The organism is Eisenbergiella sp. OF01-20, assembly GCF_003478085.1.
In the GTDB taxonomy this organism is placed as follows: Bacteria; Bacillota; Clostridia; order Lachnospirales; family Lachnospiraceae; genus Eisenbergiella.
Map to the genome: position 1 here is coordinate 571,804 of NZ_QUES01000001.1, position 22,506 is coordinate 594,309.

Consider the following 22,506-nt stretch of genomic DNA (forward strand, 5'->3'; position numbering starts at 1 on the left):
GTGGTATGGATGCTTTACTTACAGGGGAACGTATCTCGGTGGCTTACCAGCAGAATGTTATCATTCCGCCTATGGATGTGGAAATTCCCCGGGGATGCATCACGTCCATCATCGGGCCAAACGGATGCGGAAAATCCACTTTATTGAAAGCGTTGTCCCGGATGCTTCCCATCCGGAGCGGACAGGTGCTGCTGGACGGCGGCCTGATTGCCCGGATGCCTACGGCGGAGGTGGCTAAGCAGATGGCAATTCTGCCTCAGGGGCCGCAGGCCCCGGGAGGGCTGACGGTGGCCGAACTGGTGGCATATGGCAGATATCCCCATCAAAAGGGGTTCGGAAGACTCCGGAAGGAGGATCACGAGGCCATTGCGTGGGCGATACACATAACCGGAATGGAAGAATTTTCGGACAGGGATATTGATGCGCTGTCGGGCGGACAGCGGCAGCGTGCCTGGATTGCCATGGCTCTTGCGCAGGATACCCAGGTTATTCTGCTGGACGAACCCACCACCTATCTGGACATGGCCCATCAGCTGGAGGTGCTCAAGCTCCTGGAAGAGCTGAACCAATCCCAGGGAAAGACCATTGCGCTGGTAATTCATGATTTGAACCTGGCGGCCAGGTTCTCCCATCATATGATTGCCATGCGCGGGGGGAAAATCTGTTACGAAGGCTCGCCGGATGATATTATGACGCCCCGGGTTCTGGAGGAAGTATTTTCCCTGAAAGCCTGTATCACCAGGGATCCCTGGACGGATAAACCGGTGTGTATAACTTATGAGCTTCACGGAATAGAATCATAAAGGACAGATAAATAAAAACTGCATTCCGCACGGTATCCCTGGTATGGGCGCCGTGACCGGAATGCAGTTTTTTTATTCGGAAGCCTGTTCCATCTGCAGGTTTTTCTGGGCAGTGGACAGCATCAGCTTAATACGGTTCAGCTGGTTCACTTCGCTGGCACCGGGATCATAATCAATTGCCACAATATTGGACTTGGGATAACGCTTGCGCAGTTCCTTGATTACCCCTTTGCCCACCACGTGATTGGGCAGACAGCCAAAGGGCTGCGTACATACGATATTGTTGGTTCCCGTCTTGATCAGCTCCACCATTTCACCGGTAAGGAACCAGCCTTCACCGGTCTGGTTGCCGATGGAAACAATAGGGGCCGCATAGGAGGCGATATCGTCAATTTTGGCAGGCGCGTGGAAATGCCGGGATTTATCGAAAGCTTTGGCAGCCCCGGAACGAATCCACTGCATGGCCTTAATGCCTGCTTTTGCCGTAAAAGCCGATTTCTTGCTGGTGCCGAGATGTTCCGCTTTATAAAGCTGGTTGTAGAAGCAGTAAAACATAAAATCAAGCAAATCGGGCACCACGGCTTCCGCGCCCTCCGATTCCAGCAGATCCACCAGATGGTTATTGGCAGCAGGGGCGAATTTTACAAGGATTTCCCCGACAATACCTACCTTGGGCTTCTTTTCCTCCGTAATAGGAATGGCATCAAAATCTTCAATGATTTCCCTGCATAAACGGAAGAACGTATGAAAACCCGGATGTCTGGAACGCACGAAGGTCTTGCAGGTTTCCGCCCATTTGCGGTGGCAGGCATTGACACTGCCTTTTTCTTTCTCATAGGGACGCATCCGGTAAATGCAGCGCATAAAAATGTCGCCGAATACCGCCCCGTAAACACCCCGCAGCAAAACATCCAGATTGAGCGTAAAGCCCGGGTTGCTTTCGATCCCCGCCATATTTACGGAGATTACGGGAACCTGCTCCATTCCGGCCTTTGCCAGGGCGCGGCGGATGAATCCCACATAATTGGTGGCCCTGCAGCCGCCGCCGGTCTGGGACATAACCACGGCAACCTTGTTTAAATCATACTTGCCGGACAGGAGGGCGTCCATAATCTGGCCCACCACCAGCAGGGAGGGATAACAGGCGTCATTGTTTACATACTTCAGGCCGGTATCAATGGCATGGCGGTTATCATTGGGCAAAACCTCCACACGGTAGCCGCAGGCATTAAACGCCGCCTCAAGAAGTTCAAAATGGATAGGCGACATCTGGGGACATAAAATGGTATAATCCTTTCGCATTTCTTCCGTAAAGACCACCCTGTCCAGAGCGGTGGAAGCGATCGTGCGTTTTTCCTTTTTCTTTTCCTTCGCCTTAATGGCGGAAAGCAGGGAACGGATACGTATCCTGGCGGCTCCCAGGTTATTTACCTCATCGATTTTCAGACAGGTATAGATCTTGCCTGAACCGGAAAGGATATCATTTACCTGATCCGTGGTAACGGCGTCCAGGCCGCAGCCAAAGGAATTCAGCTGGATCAGGTTCAGGTCATCCCGTGTGCGGACAAACGCGGCGGCAGCATACAGTCTGGAATGATACATCCACTGATCCGACACAATCAGAGGCCGCTCCGGCTGTCCCAGATGGGAAATGGAATCCTCTGTAAGCACTGCCAGGCCGTAGGAGGTAATCAGTTCGGGTATCCCATGGTTGATTTCCGGATCCAGATGGTAGGGTCTGCCTGCAAGGACAATTCCATGCGTTCCGGTTTCTTCCAGAAACAAAAGTACCTCTTCCCCCTTCTTCTTGATATCTTCCCTGGAAGCGGTCATTTCCGCCCAGCCTTTTTCCGCCGCCCTGCGTATTTCCTGCTCCGGCAGTTCCGGGAATTCCTTCACCAATGCCCGGGCAGCCACCTCAAGGCTGGTAAAAGCCATGAAAGGATTGCGCAGAACCGCTTCCCCCCGTCCGATTTCATCCACATTGTTCTTGATGTTTTCCGAATAAGAGGTGACGATAGGACAGTTATAATGGTTGCTGGCATCCGGGGTTTCGTTCCTTTCATAAAAAAGCGCCGGATAGAAGATGAAGTCCACCCCCTGCTTAATCAGCCAGGACACATGGCCGTGGGCCAGCTTTGCCGGATAACACTCGGATTCGCTGGGGATGGATTCGATTCCCAGCTCATAAATATTATGGGTGGAGCTGGGGGAGAGGACCACCTGATATTTCAGCTCCGTGAAAAAAGTATACCAGAAGGGATAGTTCTCATACATGTTCAGGACACGGGGAATCCCCACGCGGCCCCGTTCCGCTTTGTCTGCGGACAGCGGTTCATAGGAAAAAAGCCTCTTCAGCTTATATTCATACAGATTGGGAACCTGACTGGGATTTTTGGGTTTCCCCAGCCCTCTTTCGCAGCGGTTGCCGGAGATATACTGGCGTCCGCCGGAAAACCGGTTTATGGTAAGACGGCAGTGATTGGTACAGCCTTTACACTTGGCCATACTTGTTTCAAATTCCAGGGAATTGATCTGCTCTATGGTCAGCATGGTAGTCTGATAACCGGCGCTGTAGTTGTCGCGGGCGATGAGGGCCGCACCGAAAGCACCCATAATACCTGCGATATCCGGACGGACCGCCTCACAGCCGGCAATTTTTTCAAAGCTGCGCAGCACGGCATCGTTATAGAAGGTGCCGCCCTGTACCACGATCCGGTTTCCCAGCTCGGATGCATCCGATACCTTGATAACCTTAAACAAAGCGTTCTTGATAACCGAATAAGCAAGGCCGGCGGATATATCGGAAACTTCCGCGCCTTCCTTCTGGGCCTGCTTGACTTTGGAATTCATGAATACGGTACAGCGGGTCCCCAGATCGATGGGATGCTTGGCGAAAAGCGCCGCTTTGGCAAAATCCTGCACGCTGTAGTTCAGGGATTTGGCAAACGTTTCAATAAAAGAACCGCAGCCGGAGGAGCAGGCTTCATTCAGCTGTACACTGTCAACGGTGCCGTTTTTGATTTTAATGCATTTCATATCCTGCCCGCCGATATCCAGGATACAATCCACCTGGGGATCAAAGAAGGCGGCGGCATGGTAATGGGCTACGGTCTCCACCTCCCCGTCATCCAGAAGAAAAGCCGCTTTCATCAGGGCTTCCCCATAACCGGTGGAGCAGGAGCGGACGATTTTGGCGCTTCTGGGAAGCTGGGAATAGATATCCTGGACGGCGCCGATGGCTGTTTTCAGAGGGCTGCCGTTGTTATTGCTGTAAAAAGAATACAACAGGGAACCGTCTTCCCCGACCAGCGCCACCTTCGTGGTAGTGCTTCCCGCATCAATTCCCAGATAGCAGTTGCCCACGTAATCCTCCAGGGATGCCGTCCTGACACAATGGCTGTCATGCCTTGCATGAAACGCTTCGTATTCCTCATCGGAGGAAAAAAGAGGCTCCATACGTTCCACTTCAAATTCCATTTTAATGCCGGAAGACATCTTAGCCACCATCTCTTCCAGCGTAACATAAACATCTTCCTTCGCATTCAGTGCGGAACCGATTGCGGCAAACAAATGGGAATTGTCCGCTTCAATGGTATGCTCCTCATCCAGCTTAAGCGTCCGTACAAAGGCGGTTTTCAGCTCGGAAAGGAAATGGAGCGGGCCTCCCAGAAACGCAACATGCCCGCGGATGGGCTTGCCGCAGGCAAGGCCGCTAATGGTCTGGTTCACAACCGCCTGGAAGATGGAAGCGGAAAGATCCTCCTTGGTAGCCCCTTCGTTGATCAGGGGCTGGATATCGGATTTTGCAAATACACCGCATCTGGCCGCTATCGTATACAAAGATTGATAGCCTTTGGCGTATTCATTCAGCCCCGCCGCATCTGTCTGGAGAAGGGAGGCCATCTGATCGATGAAGGAGCCGGTGCCGCCTGCACAGATACCGTTCATCCGCTGTTCTACATTTCCATTTTCAAAATAAATGATCTTTGCATCCTCGCCGCCCAGCTCGATAGCCACATCTGTCCGGGGGGCCAGTTCCTGAAGGGCGGTGGAAACGGAAATAACTTCCTGGACAAAAGGCACGCCCAGGTGGTTGGCAAGGGTCAGTCCTCCGGAACCGGTAATCATGGGATGGAGGGTAATATTCCCCAATTGGGAAAGACTGTCTTTCAACAGATCCGACAGGGTTTCCTGAATGTTGGCAAAATGTCTTTTGTAATCGGAAAAAAGTATATGATGGGCCTCATCCAGGATAGCAATTTTGACTGTAGTGGAACCAATATCGATTCCCAGAGTGTAATTCATTGCATGACTCATATGTTAAAAATGCCCTTTCTACTTATTAATATGTGTATTCAAACAACTTTTTACATTATACGACAGCATTCACGTAAAAGCAACCAAAGAAGCAGTTAAAAAAATTTTGGCAATTTCTAAAGTTTTTATAACATTTATGAATTCCGGCACACTTCCGTTTACATTTTCTCAGCTAAATGATAGAATATATTCGCCTGAGGTGCTTCCCGTTGAAAATCGGGGAAACCGCAGCAGCAAGAGCGCAGGCTCAGATAAGAATCGCGTAAACCGCAGATAGGAGTTTTAGTATGGGAAGCAGTTTTTCCACGAAATTTGAAAGAAAATTCGGTAAATATGCCATACCGAATATCTCATTGTATTTGATTATATGCTATGCGGTAGGATATTTGATCTCCCTGATCTATCCTGCTTTTCTGGGATATCTCACTTTGGATCCCTTCAAAATTTTCCTGCAGGGGCAGGTATGGAGGCTTGTAACCTGGATTCTGATTCCGCCGAGTACTTCAAACCTGTTTTTTACCCTGATTATGCTGGTGTTCTATTATTCCATCGGAACGCAGCTGGAGAGGACCTGGGGAACCTACCGGTATAATCTGTACCTCTTTTTGGGTATGATTTTTACAATCGCCGGAAGCCTCCTGCTGTTCCTGTACTGTCTGCTGATGGGGGCACAGCCGCTGGCACTGGGAACGGAGACTCTTTATTCCTTAAGTAACGGCCTTCATGTGTATTTCGGTTCCTTCAGCACCTATTACATCAATATGTCTATATTTTTGGCATATGCAGCTACCTTCCCGGAGATGCAGGTCCTGCTTATGTTTATTATCCCGATTAAGGTTAAGTGGCTGGGAATTGTATACGGGGCAATGCTGGTGTTCGAATGCCTTACCGGAGGCATTGTGACCTGGTTTGTCATCGGTTCCTCCCTGCTGAATTTCCTTGTTTTCTTCCTGACCAGCAGAAATCATATCCATATGTCGCCAAGACAGATGAAGCGCCGGCAGGAATTCAAAAGGCAGACTCATTCCGCCCCCGGTATTACCAAACATAAATGTGCGGTCTGCGGAAGAACGGAAAAGGATGATCCTACGCTGGAATTCCGTTTCTGTTCCAAATGCTATGGAAATTATGAGTATTGCCAGTATCACCTGTATACCCATGAGCATATAAAGCCGCCCCATGAGGCCGGCAGGATGTAAAACGGATTGCCCCGTATGAGTAACAGGTGATATAACAGGACAGGAAGGAAAAAGGAATGAATCAGGAGCAGCAATTTGCGAATACGCTGGAGGAAGTCAGACGTCTTGCGAAAAACCAGGGCAACTGTATCGGAAGGGAGCAGGTGAAGGAAGCCTTTCTCCCTCTCGGTTTCGATGAAAAGCAGCTGGAAATGGTATTTGATTATCTGGAGGAACAGAAGATAGGTATCGGAGAACCCCTGCAGCCGGAGGATTATCTGTCCGCCGAGGAAATCAATTATCTGGAATCCTATCTGGAAAGCCTGGAATTGCTGGAAGAACTCTCGCCTGGAGAAAAAGAAGCGGTAACTCTTTCCGCCATGGCGGGCGACTATGACGCAAAACAAAAGCTGATTGCGATTTATCTGCCCCAGGTGGTGGATTTGTCCAAGCTGTATGCAGGCCAGGGAGCGCTGTTGGAGGACTTGATTGGAGAAGGGAATGTGGCGCTTGCCATGGCGGTGGAAATGCTGGAAACTGCAGACGACGCCGCGGAGGCCCAGGGGATGCTGGGAAGCATGATTATGGAGGCAATGGAAAGCTATATAGCCCTGAATGTACAGGAGAAGGAAACCGGAAACAAAATGGCGGATAAGGTGAACCGTGTGGCCGATCAGGCGAAGGAACTGGCAGAGAGCCTGGGACGCAAAGTTACTGTGCAGGAGCTGGCGGAGGAAACGGGCATGACGTCGGATGAGATATGGGAGGCGGTACGATTCTCCGGGGGTGCTATTGAAGATATCAGCAGTGCAGAGGCCTAAAGCCGGCATGGCCGCTTGGGGTTCACATAAGAAAAGGACAAGGGAAAATGGCAGATCAGGATTTTAAATATGTAATTCAGGATTTGACAAATATATATCTGGGAGCAAGAGGGACCTATGAGGAAATACTGGAGGATGAAAATGTCCCCCATAAGCTGAAGGAAGTGATTGCCCGTATTATTCTGACGGAGGTGGCACCGGATACCACTCCGGAAAACCATGTGTTTTATATGACTCCGGACAGCGCCTCCTTTAAGGCATATAAGAAAATGAAAGCCCGTTTCAAAATGAGCGTATGGGAACCGGCGGATGGCAAAAAGCGGAAAAAGGCGGGATATGTCAACCGGGAATATCCGGTTGAAGAAATTGTTGCAAGCAAAGAACTGCATGGCAAGAAGGACACGACGGTGGTGGAAGAGGTGCACATCAGCAAGCTGGGTCTGGGGGCTGTGGTGGTGTGAGCGGGTCCCCGGATTAGAAGGGTGCCTGTACGGGGAAAAAAAGAATGTTAACCAGCACGTTATATTTGGTTGACAATTAAAAAGATGCATGATAGACTTCCTTTATACAGAGGGAAGTCTTTTTTTTCTTGAACATAAGGATGGCTTACAGAACATGGCATCCGTTGGTGATACAAGGATGGCCGGCTCGCAGGTATCCGCTGTTTCCTCTGGTAAAAACGAAAATAAGGGAGGAAATCCCCATCCGGGGAGGTTGGATTCATGGAAAAGAAAGTATCTACAAAATCATTGGTAATTACAGGGATGTCTGCCGCTGTAATCGCAGTTCTTGCACAGATTGCACTGCCTATGCCGTCCGGGGTGCCGGTTACGCTGCAGACATTTGCAATAGCATTGACGGGGGCTGTCCTTGGGGCTAAACTCGGTACGGCAGCGGCTGGGGTCTATATTCTGCTGGGTGCAGCCGGGGTGCCGGTCTTTTCCGGGTTTTCAGGAGGCCTTGCCGTTCTGGTTGGTAAAACGGGCGGCTTTATCTGGGGATTCCTTTTTCTGGCGTTGCTTTGCGGAGCCGGCAGCATGGTTAAAAACAAGGCTGTGGGCTGCGGGCTGGGTGTCATGGGACTGGCTGTCTGTCATCTGTTAGGCATTCTCCAGTTTCAGCTGCTGATGAATATGGGATTTGCCGAATCAGCCGTACTGGTATCGGTACCTTATCTTATCAAGGATGTGGTATCGGTGGCGATGGCCTTTGTATTAGGGCTTCAGATAAGAAAACAGCTGCTCCGGGCGGATATTCTCCAGGCAGCGGCTCCTAAAAAGAGTAAGCTGGAGAAGGTGTGAAGCAGGCCGCCGGCAGTATCTTATAATTAATCCAAAAGAAATGCAGGAAATAACCTGTGTTTCTTTTTTTATCTGCACCCCTCTTGCCGAATCATCTTTATAAAATGCCGGAAAAGTGATATACTTATAAAATATTACCGGATTCTGCCAGAGAAGCTGCGGCAGTGCGGTTCCGGAATGGGTAAATAGAGACAGGAGATATGGATGCATGAAAATTGAAGAACTGACAAGCTACAGACTCGTTGAAAAAAAGAGAATAGAAGATCTGAACTCCATGAGTTATCTTCTGGAGCACAGGAAAAGCGGGGCCAGGCTTGCTTTGCTTTCCAATGATGATGAAAACAAGGTTTTTTATATCGGTTTCCGTACACCGCCGGAGGACAGCACGGGAGTTGCCCATATACTGGAGCATTCCGTATTGGAAGGGAGCCGGGATTTTCCGGTAAAGGATCCTTTTATTGAACTGGCGAAGGGAAGCCTGAATACCTTCCTCAATGCCATGACTTATCCGGATAAAACCGTATACCCCATCGCAAGCTGCAATGATAAGGATTTTCAGAATCTGATGCACGTATATCTGGATGCGGTGTTTTATCCCAATATTTATAACGAACCCAAGATTTTTGAGCAGGAGGGCTGGCATTATGAAATGGAGAGCCCGGAGGATGAACTGCATATCAACGGCGTGGTCTATAATGAAATGAAAGGGGCTTTTTCTTCCCCTGATGATGTACTGGAAAGAGAAATCACAAATATTCTTTTTCCGGATACCACCTATTCCAATGAATCCGGCGGGGATCCGGAGGCAATACCGGATCTGACCTATGAACAGTTCCTGGATTTCCACAGAAAATATTATCATCCGTCCAACAGCTATATTTATCTGTACGGAAATATGGATATGGCGGAAAAACTGGAATATCTGGATAGCGCTTATCTGTCTCATTTTGACAGAATTACAGTGGATTCGGAAATCGGGGTGCAGGCCCCTTTTCAAGCGTGTGCGGAAGCCGGCAGGTATTATCCGATTACGGACAGTGAGCCGGAAGAGGATAATACCTACCTTACCTATAATATGGTAGTGGGAGACAGCCTTGACAGAGAAAGATATATTGCCTTCCAGATTCTGGATTATGCTCTTTGCAGTGCGCCCGGTGCGCCCCTGAAGCAGGCCCTGCTGGACAGGGGGATCGGCAAGGACATTTACAGCTATTACGAAAGCGGCATCCGGCAGTCTTATTTTACCATCGTAGCCAAGAATGCCAATCTGGATCGGAAAACGGAATTTGTAACATGCATCGAAGAGACGTTAACGGGACTTTCCCGCCAGGGAATTGATAAAAAGGCCCTGCGTGCAGGCTTGAATTTCTATGAATTCCGTTACAGGGAGGCTGATTTCGGATCCTATCCGGCCGGGCTGATGTATGGGCTTCAGGTTATGGACAGCTGGCTGTATGACGAAAGCAAACCTTTTATCCATATCGAGGCGGGAGAAACCTATAAGAACCTGCGGGAAAAAGCGGAAACATCCTATTTTGAAGAGCTTATCCGGGAATGTATGCTGGAGAACACACATAAGGGCATTCTTACCTTATCCCCGAAAAAAGGGCTTGCGGAAGAAAGGGACAGACTCTTAAAGGAAAGGCTTGCCGCTCTGAAAAAGGAACTCAGCAAAGAGCAGATAGAGGCTGTTGTTGCCCAAACCCATGCGCTGCTGGTATACCAGGAGACACCGGATACCAAGGAAGCGCTGGCAACCATCCCCCTTCTTAAGAGAGAGGATATCCGCAAGGAAGCGGAACCTCTGGTGAATGAGATACGCTCAGCCGGCTCTACCACTGTGATGTATCATGATATCTTCACCAACCATATCAGCTATTTCCGTTTCCTGTTTGATGTAAAGCAGGTTCCGGAGGAATTATTCCCGTATATCGGCATCCTGAAATCGGTTCTAGGCTATGTGGATACGGAGAACTTTACCTATGGAGAACTGTTCCATGAAATGAATATGGAGACCGGCGGTATTTCCGCAGTCACCAATTTCTTTACCAATGCCCGTAATCTGTCCGAATGTCTGGTTACCTTTGAGATGAAGGCAAAGTCGCTGGAGGGCAATCTGCCAAGAGCCGTGGAGCTGGTGCAGGAAATTATGCTGAAATCCCGGTTTGACGACGGGAAAAGGCTGTATGAAATATTGGCGGAATTAAAATCCAGGCTGCAGTCCAATCTGATATCATCCGGCCATTCCGTAGCGGCAAGCCGCGCCATGTCCTATTTTTCACGGCCGGCAGCTATTCAGGAGCAGATAAACGGCATGCCTTTTTACCGTCTTATCGATCATCTGGAAAAGAACTTTGAAAGCTGCAGAGAGGATTTACAGCACAAGCTCCAGTCTCTGGTGTCCTATATTTTCCGTCCGGAAAACCTGCTCTTGGACTATGTGGGTACCGAAGATCATTACGGGGAGTTCCTTTCACTGGCGGAACGTGTAAAAAGTGCGCTTTATACAGCGCCTGTGGAAAAGAAAGCATTTACGATAGAGCCGGTAAAGCTAAATGAGGGATTTTTATCCGCATCCCAGGTACAATATGTGTGCAGGGCCGGGAATTTTGTCAGTAAAGGGCTGCCGTATACCGGTGCGCTGAAGGTGCTGAAGGTCATGATGAGTTATGAATATCTGTGGCAGGAGATAAGGGTAAAGGGAGGCGCTTACGGCTGTATGTGTGCTTTTGGAAAAAGCGGGGACAGCTATTTTGTTTCCTATCGGGATCCGAACCTGAAAAGTACGGTGGAAGCTTATGAAAAAGCCGCCGGGTTTGTAGAAGCTTTTGACGGTGATGAACGGACGATGACTCAGTATATTATCGGCGCCGTCAGCGAACTGGACACTCCTCTTAATCCGGCAGCCAAGGGCCTTCGTGCCATGAGTTCCTATCTGACCAACCAGACTTATGAAGATTACCAGAGGGAAAGAGACGAGCTTCTTGGAGCGGATGCGGAGACTATCCGTTCTCTTGCGGCCGTAATCCGTGCCTTCATGGAGGATGATTGTTTGTGTGTAGTGGGGAATGACACCAGACTGAAGGAAGACAAAGAATTGTTTGGCGTACTGGAAAACCTGTATTGACAAAAGGTACGGGCTGTCGGGCATCGTTTTTTCCCGGATCCGGACATGGGCGCTGCGGCGCCGGTTCCGGATCCGGGAAGTGTCTTAACAGCGCGCACAAAGCCCGATAAACAGGGCAGGAGGTTATTATGAAAAAAAAGACGGCAATTACCGGTTTACTTATCAGTTTCTGCCTGTTTGCAGTGATGTTTGCTGGCTGCGGGAGCAGTTCCAAATCGTCCTCCCAGAATTCTTCCCCCGCGGAGGCAGCTGTCACCTATGATTCCGGCGGGGTGTATTCCGAGTATTCCTATGATACGGCAGCGGCGGAGGAGGATGCGGAGGCAGCCGGCGGGGAAAACGGTGCTGCAATGGAGAATACGGCGGCTTCCGGCAGAAAGCTGATTAAAAATGTGGATATGACCGTAGAAACAGAGGATTACGGAACTCTGGTAGCCGCCGTTGAGGAAAAGGTAAATACATTGAACGGCTATATTGAGCAGTTTGCTTCCTATAATGAAAACAGTATAGGCAGCCGGAGCGCCAATCTCACACTCCGTATCCCTGCGGAGAATCTGGATGCCTTTGTGGATCAGGTGGACGAGATTTCCAACGTGGTATCCCGTCAGGAATCCATAGAGGATGTCACGCTGCAGTACGTGGATCTGGAAAGCCACAAAAAGATGCTGGAGCAGGAACAGGCCAGACTCCTTGAATTGATGGAGCAGGCGGAAACCATGGAAGATATCATTTCTATCGAAAGCCGCCTTACAGAAGTTCGCTATCAGCTGGAAAGCATGGAAGCCCAGCTGCGGACCATGGATAACCAGGTAAATTACAGCACCGTATATCTGTACATAAACGAAGTGACACGCCTGACGCCTCCGGAGGAAAAAGGAACCTGGGAACGTATCCGGATTGGTTTCTCTGAAAACCTGTATAATGTAGGGCATGGCCTGAAGGAATTCTGCATCGGTTTCATAATTTCCTTGCCGGTTCTCTTTGTTTTTGCTATTATCATTGGTGTTGCCATAATAATTATGAAATTCATTATCCGTGCCAGCCGGAAACGGGAAGAGGAAAACCGGAAAAAGTACGGCGTACCCTACAGGCCCGCCGGCAGGCCGCCTTTCGCCCCCGGTTACGGTCCCCAGGGACCGCCGCCCATGTCCGGTTCAGGAGAAACGCCGGCGGGAGGAAATCCTACAGCAGGAAACCCGGCATCAGGAAACCCGACAGGCGGAATACCCGCCGGGAAGCCGGAAATGCCCGTGCCGGATGACAGAAAAGCTCCGGATAATAACGAATCCCCCAAATAAAGGAGAAAAATAATACATGGATATGGAAGCAAAGCGTTCCATGGAAGCTAAACGTTCCATGGAAGCAACGCGTTCCTTAGAGGAACTGCTCGCCGCCGGAAAGCCTTTGAATGAAAAATACAAATCAGGCTTTGCCACATTAATAGGACGTCCTAATGTGGGAAAATCCACCTTGATGAACCGTCTGGTCGGACAGAAGATTTCCATCACGTCTAATAAACCACAGACGACCCGCAACCGGATCCAGGCTGTTTATACGTCCGAAGAAGGCCAGATTGTATTTCTGGACACACCGGGAATAAACCGGGCTAAAAATAAACTGGGTAATTATATGCTGAAGGCGGCGGAGGGGACACTGCAGGATGTGGATGTCATTTTGTGGCTTGTGGAGCCTACCACCTATATCGGAGCCGGTGAAAGGCATATCATCGAACAGCTGAAAAAGTCAAAGACGCCTGTTATTCTCGTGATTAATAAAACCGATACCGTGAAAAAGGAAGAGGTGTTTCCTTCGATAGATACCTACCGCAGAGAATTGGATTTTGCGGAGGTAGTGCCAGTCTCCGCCCGCTGCGGAACCAATACGGATACACTGATTTCCTGTATTTTCAAGTATTTTCCTTACGGCCGGCCTTTTTATGACGAGGATACGGTAACGGATCAGCCGGAGAGGCAGATCGTGGCGGAGTTAATCCGTGAGAAGGCCCTGCGATCCCTGGATGAGGAAATCCCCCACGGAATAGCGGTCGCTATTGAAAGTATGAAGTACAGGAAAAACATTGCGGATATCCAGGCCACTATTATCTGCGAAAAAGACTCCCACAAAGGTATTATTATCGGCAAGGGAGGCCAGATGCTTAAGACGATCGGCAGCAAGGCCCGTCCGGAAATAGAGGACATGCTTCAGTGCAAAGTAAATCTGCAGCTTTGGGTCAAGGTAAAAAAAGACTGGCGTGACAGCGATTTCCTGTTGAAAAATTTTGGCTACAATCCGAAAGAGCCCGAATAGAAAAACCAAAAACGCGAACCCTAATAGTGTACTTCTTTCAGGTACGACTGAAAAAACAGAAGAGGACTGGGTGAAGGATGAGCGATTTAAACAGCTGGAAACAATTTATGAAAACGGGAAAAGTGGAAGATTATCTGAAAATTGCCGCACAGTATGCGGATGAAGACGTAAGGGAAGGGCAGGAACCAGACAAGAATGCAGGATTTGCTCACAGTGACAGGACTCATACTGAAGGCGGAACCTATCGGGGAATATGACAGAAGGGTGGTTATACTTACAAAAGAACGAGGCAAGATAACGGCCTTTGCCAGGGGCGCAAGGAAGCAGAATAACCGCTTCCTTGCGCCTACGAACCCTTTTTCCTTCGGTGAATTCCGGCTGTATGCCGGCCGTTCCTCCTATACTATGGCGGAGGCTTTCATCTCCAATTATTTCGAAGGCCTGCGTTCTGATTATGAGGGGGCTTATTACGGGATGTATTTTCTGGAGGTGTGCGACTACTGTACCAGGGAAAATAACGACGAAAGAGAGCTGCTGAAGCTATTATACCAGTCACTGAGGGCCCTTACCGCAAAAAGCCTGGATCATGAACTGGTGCGTTACATATTTGAAATCAAAACAGTGGTAATAAACGGGGAATTTCCCGGGATCCCTTCCGGGGAAAAGCTGCTGGACTCTACAGTCTATGCCATATCCTTCATTGCCGGTTCACCGGTGGAGAAGCTGTATACCTTTACGGTAACGCCTCCTGTCCTCCGGGAACTGGGCCGTCTGGCGGGCCTGTATTGTAAAAACGCTTTGGATGGTCATTTTAAGAGCCTGGAAATTATAAACAGCCTTTGCTAAGTTTATGTTGAAAATCAGGGAAAGGTCGGATATAATGTTAAAGATATGTCAAGGCACAGAGGTAAGGAAAATGAAGAAAAACAGTTTATTCCTTCTGGCAGTATGCGCAGCGGCCCTGCTCATGGCAGGCTGCGGTTCCAAAGAGACAGAGGAAGATGTAAGTACATTAGACTTAAAGAAAAACGGTGAAATAGTCCATACGATTGTTGAGGATTTCGGAGAGACTTATTACGATCTGGATGAATTAAAGTCTTCTACGCAGGATATGATAACGGCCTATAACGAAAGTGCGGGCGGAGATTATGTGAAACTTAACTCCGCACAGATGGAGGATGGCGTTGTCCGGGTGATGATGACCTTCCGTAATTCGGAGGATTATTCGGGATTTTACCGTCAGGCGCTTTTTTCCGGGACGGTGAAGGAAGCGTTCAGCGCCGGATATGATTTGGATGTGACACTGAACAGTGCTAAGGAAGAAGGAACGACTATCAGCAAACAGGATATTCTGGACATGGGAGACCGGCATGTGGCCATTGTCCGGGAGAACATCAGCATCAGGCCGTATGGGGATATCCTTTATATGAGCTCCGATGTGACGCTGGGTGCGGATGGAAAAACGGCTGTAGTTACCAATGGGGAATCCCTTTCCTACATCATATTTAAATAGAATAAACGGAACAAGCAGGAGGAAGGCAAAATGGAAAAGACGATGGAAAAAATAGTGGCGCTGGCCAAAGCGAGAGGCTTTGTATATCCGGGGTCTGAAATTTACGGAGGTCTGGCAAATACCTGGGATTATGGAAACCTGGGTGTTGAGCTGAAAAATAATGTTAAAAAGGCCTGGTGGCAGAAGTTTATCACCTCCAATCCCTATAACGTAGGTGTGGACTGCGCCATACTGATGAATCCGCAGACCTGGGTGGCGAGCGGTCATCTGGGCGGCTTTTCGGATCCTCTTATGGATTGCAAGGAATGTCATGAGCGTTTCCGCGCGGATAAGATCATAGAAGATTTTGCCGCAGACAATACAATCGAACTGAACGGATCCGTTGACGGATGGTCCCAGGAACAGATGATGAGCTTTATCGAAGAACATAACATTCCCTGCCCTACCTGCGGTAAACATAATTTTACGGAAATCCGCCAGTTTAACCTGATGTTCAAAACTTTCCAGGGTGTTACGGAGGATGCTAAAAATACGGTTTACCTGCGTCCTGAAACAGCACAGGGTATTTTTGTAAACTTTAAAAATGTACAGCGTACCTCCAGAAAGAAAATCCCGTTTGGAATCGGACAGGTCGGCAAGTCCTTCCGGAACGAGATTACCCCCGGTAACTTTACCTTCCGGACAAGGGAATTTGAACAGATGGAGCTGGAATTCTTCTGTGAGCCGGACACCGATCTGGAATGGTTTGCTTATTGGAAACAGTTCTGCATTGACTGGCTGCAGACCCTGGGCATTAAGGAGGAGGAAATGCGCGTGAGAGATCACGACAAGGAAGAGCTTTCCTTCTATTCCAAAGCCACTTCGGATATCGAGTTCCTGTTCCCCTTCGGCTGGGGGGAACTGTGGGGGATTGCGGACAGAACGGATTATGATCTGTCTCAGCACGCCAATGTATCCGGACAGGATATGAGTTATTTTGATGATACAAAGAATACCAAATATATTCCCTATGTAGTCGAGCCTTCACTGGGAGCGGACCGTGTGGTTCTGGCTTTCCTCTGCGCAGCTTACGATGAGGAAGAAATCGGGGAAGGGGATGTCCGGACCGTACTTCATTTCCATCCGGCCCTGGCCCCTGTTAAAATCGGTATCCTTCCGCTCTCCAAGAAGCTGAATGAAGGGGCGGAAAAAGTTTATGAACAACTGGCTGAAAAATACAACTGCGAATTTGACGACAGGGGAAATATCGGAAAACGTTACCGCCGTCAGGATGAAATCGGAACTCCTTTCTGTATTACCTATGATTTTGATTCGGAAGAAGATCATTGCGTGACCGTGCGTTTCCGTGATTCCATGGAACAGGAAAGAGTAGCAATTGACCAGCTTGCTTCCTATTTTGCAGATAAATTCGATTTTTAATTGTTTAAGCGTTAAGCTGCTATAACTTACAAAAGAAGCCTGCCGGGTGACTCCGGCAGGTTTTGCCGTTTATTCTGGCGGACAACGCGCCAAACAGGCAAGCCTGTGCATCTGTTTGACGCCGTTTCCGGCAGGGGGAGGGAGTTCTACAACGAATCTGTGTAGCACGGACATCCGAAGCATGAAAAGGAGAAACCGGTTGCAGAAAAAAGCAGAAAAAGCCACACAAAACATCTATAAAAACAACACAAAAATTAAATTAATTTTCTGTTAAGTGCATGATTTGTTGGGAATTAGATTAAAATATTTATATTTTATTTATAAAACAACAAAAATTAACGTGCGTTCCAGAAAGAGTTGTGGTATAATAGAAACACGAGAGCGAAGCGCAGAACCAGACAGTATACAGACGCTTCGCAAACCTATACCAAATACTTCGTTCAAAGGGGGAACAAATTAGATGGCAAAATGGGTTTATTCATTCAAAGAAGGCAATGCAGAAATGCGGGACCTTCTTGGCGGAAAAGGAGCCAATCTGGCAGAAATGACCAATCTGGGGCTGCCTATTCCGCAGGGCTTTACGGTGACAACGGAAGCCTGTACCGATTATTACAATAACGGGAAGCAGATATCGGAAGAGGTAAAGAACCAGATCTTTACCGCACTTGCCAAACTGGAAGAACTCCAGTGCAAGAAGTTCGGGGATACCGAAAATCCGCTGCTTGTATCCGTACGTTCCGGTGCCAGGGCATCTATGCCGGGTATGATGGACACCATTCTTAACCTGGGACTTACCGATATTTCTGTGGAAGGCTTTGCGAAAAAGACCGGAAATCCCAGATTCGCGTATGATTCCTATCGGAGATTTATCCAGATGTTCTCGGATGTAGTCATGGAAGTTCCCAAATCTTTATTTGAGAGGGTCCTGGATGAAATCAAAGAAGCAAAGGACGCTCATTTTGACACGGATCTGACGGCGGACGATATGAAGGAAGTTATCGCACGTTTTAAAGCCATTTATAAGGACAAGATGGGAGAAGATTTCCCTCAGGATCCCAAAGTACAGCTGATGGAAGCTGTAAAAGCGGTTTTCCGTTCCTGGGATAATGAACGCGCCATCATATACCGCCGTATGAACGATATTCCCGGAGACTGGGGAACAGCGGTTAACGTACAGTCTATGGTATTTGGAAATATGGGAAATACCTCCGGCACCGGCGTTGCCTTTACAAGAAATCCTTCTACCGGAGCCAGGGGAATTTACGGTGAATACCTGATTAATGCACAGGGGGAAGATGTTGTTGCGGGTATCAGGACACCCCAGCCCATCACCCGTCTGGAACAGGATTTGCCTGACTGTTACAAGCAGTTTATTGAGATTGCCAACAGACTGGAATCCCACTACAGAGATATGCAGGATATGGAATTTACCATTGAAGAAGGGAAGCTGTATTTCCTGCAGACAAGAAACGGTAAGAGAACAGCGCCTGCCGCTTTACAGATCGCCTGTGACCTGGTGGACGAAGGTATGATAACCCCTGAAGAGGCTGTCCTTAGAATTGAAGCCAAATCCCTGGATCAGCTTCTGCATCCTACCTTTGAACCGGATGCACTGAAGGCAGGACACGTGATCGGACAAGCTCTGCCGGCTTCTCCCGGCGCCGCTGCCGGTAAGGTATATTTTACCGCTGAGGATGCCAAGGAAGCACATGAAAAGGGAGAGCGTGTTATTCTGGTGCGTCTGGAAACTTCTCCGGAGGATATTGAAGGTATGCACGCTGCGGAAGGAATTCTTACCGTACGCGGAGGAATGACCTCCCATGCTGCCGTGGTGGCCAGAGGTATGGGAACCGCATGTATATCCGGCTGCGGGGATATTGTGGTTGATGAAAATGCCAAGGTGTTCAGCCTGGGCGGAAAGACCTATCATGAAGGAGACTACATTTCCCTTGACGGTTCCACCGGCAAGATTTATGACGGGGACATCGCAACCGAGGATGCGACCATCAGCGGTAATTTCGGACGTATTATGGACTGGGCGGATTCCTTCCGCACCTTGAAGGTACGTACCAATGCGGATACTCCTGAGGATGCTTCCAATGCTCTTAAGCTGGGAGCGGAAGGAATCGGATTGTGCCGTACGGAGCATATGTTCTTTGATCCTGAGCGTATACCGAAAATCCGCAAGATGATCCTGTCCACCACCTGTGAAGCGAGAGAACAGGCCCTGAATGAGCTGATCCCTTTCCAGAAAGGTGACTTCAAGGGTATTTATGAAGTGATGCAGGACAACCCGGTCACCATCCGTTTCCTGGATCCTCCGCTCCATGAATTTGTTCCTACGGAAGAAAAAGATTTTGAGGATTTGGCAAAGGATATGAACCTGACAGTAGCAGAAGTGAAAGCTACCTGCGAAAGCCTGCATGAGTTCAATCCCATGATGGGACACAGAGGCTGCCGTCTTTCGGTTACTTATCCCGAAATTGCCCGCATGCAGACGAGGGCCGTTATGGAAGCGGCTATTGAAGTGAAGGCGGAGCACGGTTATCATATCGTTCCGGAAATTATGATACCTCTGGTAGGCGATAAGAAGGAATTAAAATTTGTAAAAGAAGTCGTTGTGGAAACCGCTGAGAAGGTAAAGGCGGAAATGAATTCCGACATCCAATACCATATCGGTACGATGATTGAGATTCCCCGAGCGGCTCTTCTGGCTAATGAAATTGCTGAAGAAGCCGAATTCTTCTCCTTCGGCACCAATGACTTAACCCAGATGACCTATGGCTTCTCCCGTGATGATGCCGGAAAGTTTCTGGTAGATTATTATAAGAGCAAAATATATGAAGCCGATCCTTTTGCAAAACTGGATCAGAACGGCGTGGGACAGCTGATTAAGATGGCTGCCAATAAAGGACGCAAGACCCGCCCGGACATCAAGCTGGGTATTTGCGGCGAGCACGGCGGGGATCCTTCCTCCATTGAATTCTGCCATTCTATAGGGCTGAACTATGTTTCCTGTTCCCCGTTCCGTGTACCCATTGCAAGACTGGCGGCGGCACAGGCGGCTATCAAGAACCCCGGGGTATCATTGTCTTAATAATAGGTATCCGTGCTTCTTGTTAATCCGGTATATAAACGGTTGCTATTTCCGGCAAGCAGGATTTTTCCCCTGTATTGTGTAACAACTGCATATCAATAAGCGTATCATCAGTAATGGTGGTACGCTTATTTTTTATTTTATTCTTTTTTTTATTGTTACCGTTCCCTGCATCCCTCATGTAATGTTACTGTACAAAAAAGCATGTCTAGGTTATAATTAAGTAATTCACTTGTACGTACATATGCAAGCATTGTAAGACGATAATACATTTACCCCGAGGAATGCAATGAGAACGGAAAAAAACCTGAAAAGACAGATTTCTATCGCCGTGGTCACAGCTGCCGGCATTTTTACTGCTCTGGCCATCACGGCTGTTATGGTTTTTGCAACCCTGAGCAGAGCACAGAAAAATGAAGCGGAAATTTATTTGAATGAGGTGACACAGCAATATAAAAGTACGATTGTGATGCAGATGGAGGGGTATCTCCATGTGCTGGAGTCACTTTCGACCATAATTGGGGAAAATGATATGGACGAAGATGAGATTATGGATATTCTGGAGACCGAAAATTACCAGAATGATTTTATCCGTATGGGCTTCATTGGCCCTGATGGTACAGGGGAGCTTGTTGATATGGACGGGATCCGTTATAAAGAGGTCAGTTTGGGGGAGGAAGGGTTCATACAGGAAGCCCTGAACGGTAATTCTGCCGTTTCTGATACAATGCCGGACCGGTTTGCGGAAGGGTATATTAATTGTTATGGAGTGCCCGTTTACAGAAATGGAGAGCTGAAAGGCGTTCTCACCGCTACCAGCAGATCCGAAACCTTCGGAACGATTATCAGCCGTCCTATTTTCAATGGGAATGCCTTTCTGCATATCATAGACGGCGACGGCGATTTCGTTATCCGTTCCAGTCATAAGCTTATAGAGAATGGAGATATACGGAATATTTTTGATACGGATCTTTTGGGGGCCGGCCTTGAGAATGAATTGCTGCCCCTGCTTGCGAGGGGGGAAAACTTTTTCTCCGCTTTTTCCTACAACAACACAAAGTACTGGATGTATTTTGCCCCAATTGAAAGAAACGGCTGGTATCTGCTGTGCATGATTCCGCAGGAAGCGCTGAACGGGAACTTTAACAGAATGACCCAGGTGACCATCGCCGTCTTTGCGGTTATCATTCTGCTGCTCGTTATTGTATTCGGCTACATTTATACTCTCATCCGCAATAACAGAAATGCCATGCGCAGGCTGGCCTACTTCGATCCGCTTACCGGACTGTATAATAAGACACGGTTTACGGAGGAGGCCATATCCCTTATGAAGCAGAAAAGCGGCTATTCGCTTGTACTTCTGGATATTGCTAACTTTAAATTCGTAAATGAACTGTTCGGCTATGCAAAAGGGGATAACCTGCTGAAACATGTGGCACAGGTGCTGCTGGAAACAATCGGAGGGGCTGAAATCTGCTGCAGAGATAATTCCGATAAATTTGCCCTTCTTTTAATAGGCGGGGAAAAACGGAAGCTGACGGAACGTATGACAGCTTTGATGGAAAAGATATCGCTCTGCCAGCTGGATCCGGTCCAGGAATATCATATCCTATGCAACTGCGGGGTGAAAATAACAGAGACCTGCGCAGGCAGGATTGATTTTGATGTTTTCTGGGATAATGCAAACCTGGCACTGAAAAATGCGAAAGGAAACCAGGAGAGCAGTATCGTATATTATGGAAACAGCCTGCATGAAAAAGAACTGAAACGCAATGAAATAGAACGTATTATGTACACCGCGCTGGAAAACAGGGAATTTTGCATGTATCTGCAGCCGAAGGTAAACCTGAAAACTGGAAAGATCTGCGGTGCAGAGGCGCTGGTGCGCTGGGTGCGTCCCCAGGGGGACATTATCTATCCGGATGATTTTATTCCGGTATTCGAACAGAACGGTTTCATTACCAATCTGGATATGTATATGCTGGAAGAAGCCTGTATTTACCTGAACAGACTTCTCGAAACAGGGAGCTCCGGCTTCTGTATTTCCGTAAACCAGTCGAGAATCCTTTTTTACAAACAGGATTATTTACACCAGATTGAGAAAATAATAAGAAAACACCATATTGACCCTTCACATATCATCCTGGAGGTTACGGAAGGGATTACAATGGAAAATCTGGAGGAAATGAAAAAGCTGGTCAGGGAGCTTCATAAAATAGGCTTTGCCGTATCCATGGATGATTTCGGCAGCGGCTATTCCTCATTGAATATACTGAAGGAACTGGATATTGATGAGCTTAAGCTGGATAAAGCTTTTCTTGCCGGTACAGGGGAACAGGAAAAGAGAGATATTATTATGAAAAATATCATAAATCTGGCAGGAGAGCTGCATATAAAAACGGTGACGGAAGGGGTGGAAAATGCATCCCAGGCGGAGTTCATCCGTTCTATCCATTGTGATATCGGGCAGGGCTATTATTATGCGAAGCCCATGCCGGAAGAGGAGTTTGGCAGATTCATGACAGGAAAGGCATGAGCATAAATGAAATTATTATTGATTATTGATCAGTACGACAGAGGGAATAACGGTACCACAATGACGGCACAGCGGCTGGGGGGC

Annotated in this window: 15 protein-coding genes; 14 read left to right on the forward strand and 1 reads right to left on the reverse strand. The window is 48.3% G+C overall.

Translation table 11 applies throughout. From position 1 onward, the window contains the following. The first annotated feature begins 5 nt into the window (after positions 1–5). Complete coding sequence (locus DXA36_RS02785) at positions 6–803, forward strand: ABC transporter ATP-binding protein (RefSeq protein WP_118676053.1); 798 nt, start codon at positions 6–8, stop codon at positions 801–803. 72 nt (positions 804–875) lie between these two features. On the opposite strand, the gene DXA36_RS02790 is transcribed toward DXA36_RS02785, so the two are convergent. Next, positions 876–5,111, reverse strand: coding sequence for a 2-hydroxyacyl-CoA dehydratase (locus DXA36_RS02790; RefSeq protein ID WP_182478894.1), 4,236 nt, complete (start codon positions 5,109–5,111; stop codon positions 876–878). 299 nt (positions 5,112–5,410) lie between these two features. On the opposite strand from DXA36_RS02790, the gene DXA36_RS02795 reads away from it, so the two are divergent. The 13 genes from DXA36_RS02795 (at position 5,411) to DXA36_RS02860 (ending at position 22,422) form a co-directional block, all read left to right on the forward strand. Then, positions 5,411–6,322 carry a hypothetical protein gene (locus DXA36_RS02795; RefSeq protein WP_118676055.1) on the forward strand — a complete coding sequence of 304 codons (912 nt, stop codon included), beginning with the start codon at positions 5,411–5,413 and terminating at the stop codon, positions 6,320–6,322. A 56-nt stretch (positions 6,323–6,378) separates the two neighbouring features. Beyond that, a complete protein-coding gene (locus tag DXA36_RS02800) occupies positions 6,379–7,122 on the forward strand; it encodes a sigma-70 domain-containing protein (protein WP_118676056.1) in 744 nt (247 codons plus the stop codon). 47 nt (positions 7,123–7,169) lie between these two features. Beyond that, positions 7,170–7,583, forward strand: a complete 414-nt coding sequence (locus tag DXA36_RS02805) for a hypothetical protein (RefSeq protein ID WP_118676057.1) — start codon at positions 7,170–7,172, stop codon at positions 7,581–7,583. Between the two features lie 261 nt (positions 7,584–7,844). Then, positions 7,845–8,423 carry a biotin transporter BioY gene (locus DXA36_RS02810; RefSeq protein ID WP_118676058.1) on the forward strand — a complete coding sequence of 193 codons (579 nt, stop codon included), beginning with the start codon at positions 7,845–7,847 and terminating at the stop codon, positions 8,421–8,423. Positions 8,424–8,631: 208 nt separating this feature from the next. Continuing rightward, the gene (locus DXA36_RS02815) at positions 8,632–11,550 is read left to right on the forward strand and encodes an insulinase family protein (protein ID WP_118676059.1); all 2,919 of its coding nucleotides are present in this window, start codon (positions 8,632–8,634) and stop codon (positions 11,548–11,550) included. Positions 11,551–11,678: 128 nt separating this feature from the next. After that, positions 11,679–12,848: a DUF4349 domain-containing protein gene (locus DXA36_RS02820; RefSeq protein ID WP_118676060.1), complete on the forward strand. Its 1,170-nt coding sequence runs from the start codon at positions 11,679–11,681 to the stop codon at positions 12,846–12,848. A 58-nt stretch (positions 12,849–12,906) separates the two neighbouring features. After that, a complete protein-coding gene (era, locus tag DXA36_RS02825) occupies positions 12,907–13,857 on the forward strand; it encodes a GTPase Era (RefSeq protein WP_412249381.1) in 951 nt (316 codons plus the stop codon). Between the two features lie 77 nt (positions 13,858–13,934). After that, on the forward strand, positions 13,935–14,114 hold the full coding sequence (locus DXA36_RS02830) for a hypothetical protein (RefSeq protein ID WP_118676061.1): 180 nt from the start codon (positions 13,935–13,937) through the stop codon (positions 14,112–14,114). Next, positions 14,053–14,703 carry a DNA repair protein RecO gene (gene recO / locus DXA36_RS02835; protein ID WP_118676062.1) on the forward strand — a complete coding sequence of 217 codons (651 nt, stop codon included), beginning with the start codon at positions 14,053–14,055 and terminating at the stop codon, positions 14,701–14,703. Before DXA36_RS02830 ends, recO begins: the two co-directional genes overlap by 62 nt. Before the next feature lie 70 nt (positions 14,704–14,773). Continuing rightward, positions 14,774–15,370: a hypothetical protein gene (locus DXA36_RS02840; protein WP_118676063.1), complete on the forward strand. Its 597-nt coding sequence runs from the start codon at positions 14,774–14,776 to the stop codon at positions 15,368–15,370. Between the two features lie 30 nt (positions 15,371–15,400). Then, positions 15,401–16,789, forward strand: coding sequence for a glycine--tRNA ligase (locus tag DXA36_RS02845; protein ID WP_118676064.1), 1,389 nt, complete (start codon positions 15,401–15,403; stop codon positions 16,787–16,789). A 460-nt stretch (positions 16,790–17,249) separates the two neighbouring features. After that, on the forward strand, positions 17,250–19,886 hold the full coding sequence (ppdK, locus tag DXA36_RS02855; RefSeq protein WP_118676066.1) for a pyruvate, phosphate dikinase: 2,637 nt from the start codon (positions 17,250–17,252) through the stop codon (positions 19,884–19,886). Positions 19,887–20,175: 289 nt separating this feature from the next. Then, on the forward strand, positions 20,176–22,422 hold the full coding sequence (locus DXA36_RS02860; RefSeq protein ID WP_118676067.1) for a bifunctional diguanylate cyclase/phosphodiesterase: 2,247 nt from the start codon (positions 20,176–20,178) through the stop codon (positions 22,420–22,422). Positions 22,423–22,506: the final 84 nt, after the last annotated feature.

What these genes read in the sequence shown, in the direction of transcription:
- DXA36_RS02830 (WP_118676061.1), top strand. Translation starts at nt 13,935, where the DNA reads ATGAGCGATTTAAACAGCTGGAAACAATTTATGAAAACGGGAAAAGTG.
- DXA36_RS02785 (WP_118676053.1), top strand. Translation starts at nt 6, where the DNA reads ATGGATGCTTTACTTACAGGGGAACGTATCTCGGTGGCTTACCAGCAG.
- DXA36_RS02805 (WP_118676057.1), top strand. Translation starts at nt 7,170, where the DNA reads ATGGCAGATCAGGATTTTAAATATGTAATTCAGGATTTGACAAATATA.
- DXA36_RS02795 (WP_118676055.1), top strand. Translation starts at nt 5,411, where the DNA reads ATGGGAAGCAGTTTTTCCACGAAATTTGAAAGAAAATTCGGTAAATAT.
- DXA36_RS02840 (WP_118676063.1), top strand. Translation starts at nt 14,774, where the DNA reads ATGAAGAAAAACAGTTTATTCCTTCTGGCAGTATGCGCAGCGGCCCTG.
- DXA36_RS02820 (WP_118676060.1), top strand. Translation starts at nt 11,679, where the DNA reads ATGAAAAAAAAGACGGCAATTACCGGTTTACTTATCAGTTTCTGCCTG.
- DXA36_RS02800 (WP_118676056.1), top strand. Translation starts at nt 6,379, where the DNA reads ATGAATCAGGAGCAGCAATTTGCGAATACGCTGGAGGAAGTCAGACGT.
- DXA36_RS02845 (WP_118676064.1), top strand. Translation starts at nt 15,401, where the DNA reads ATGGAAAAGACGATGGAAAAAATAGTGGCGCTGGCCAAAGCGAGAGGC.
- recO (WP_118676062.1), top strand. Translation starts at nt 14,053, where the DNA reads ATGCAGGATTTGCTCACAGTGACAGGACTCATACTGAAGGCGGAACCT.
- ppdK (WP_118676066.1), top strand. Translation starts at nt 17,250, where the DNA reads ATGGCAAAATGGGTTTATTCATTCAAAGAAGGCAATGCAGAAATGCGG.
- era (WP_412249381.1), top strand. Translation starts at nt 12,907, where the DNA reads ATGGAAGCAACGCGTTCCTTAGAGGAACTGCTCGCCGCCGGAAAGCCT.
- DXA36_RS02810 (WP_118676058.1), top strand. Translation starts at nt 7,845, where the DNA reads ATGGAAAAGAAAGTATCTACAAAATCATTGGTAATTACAGGGATGTCT.
- DXA36_RS02790 (WP_182478894.1), bottom strand. Translation starts at nt 5,111, where the DNA reads ATGAATTACACTCTGGGAATCGATATTGGTTCCACTACAGTCAAAATT.
- DXA36_RS02815 (WP_118676059.1), top strand. Translation starts at nt 8,632, where the DNA reads ATGAAAATTGAAGAACTGACAAGCTACAGACTCGTTGAAAAAAAGAGA.
- DXA36_RS02860 (WP_118676067.1), top strand. Translation starts at nt 20,176, where the DNA reads ATGAGAACGGAAAAAAACCTGAAAAGACAGATTTCTATCGCCGTGGTC.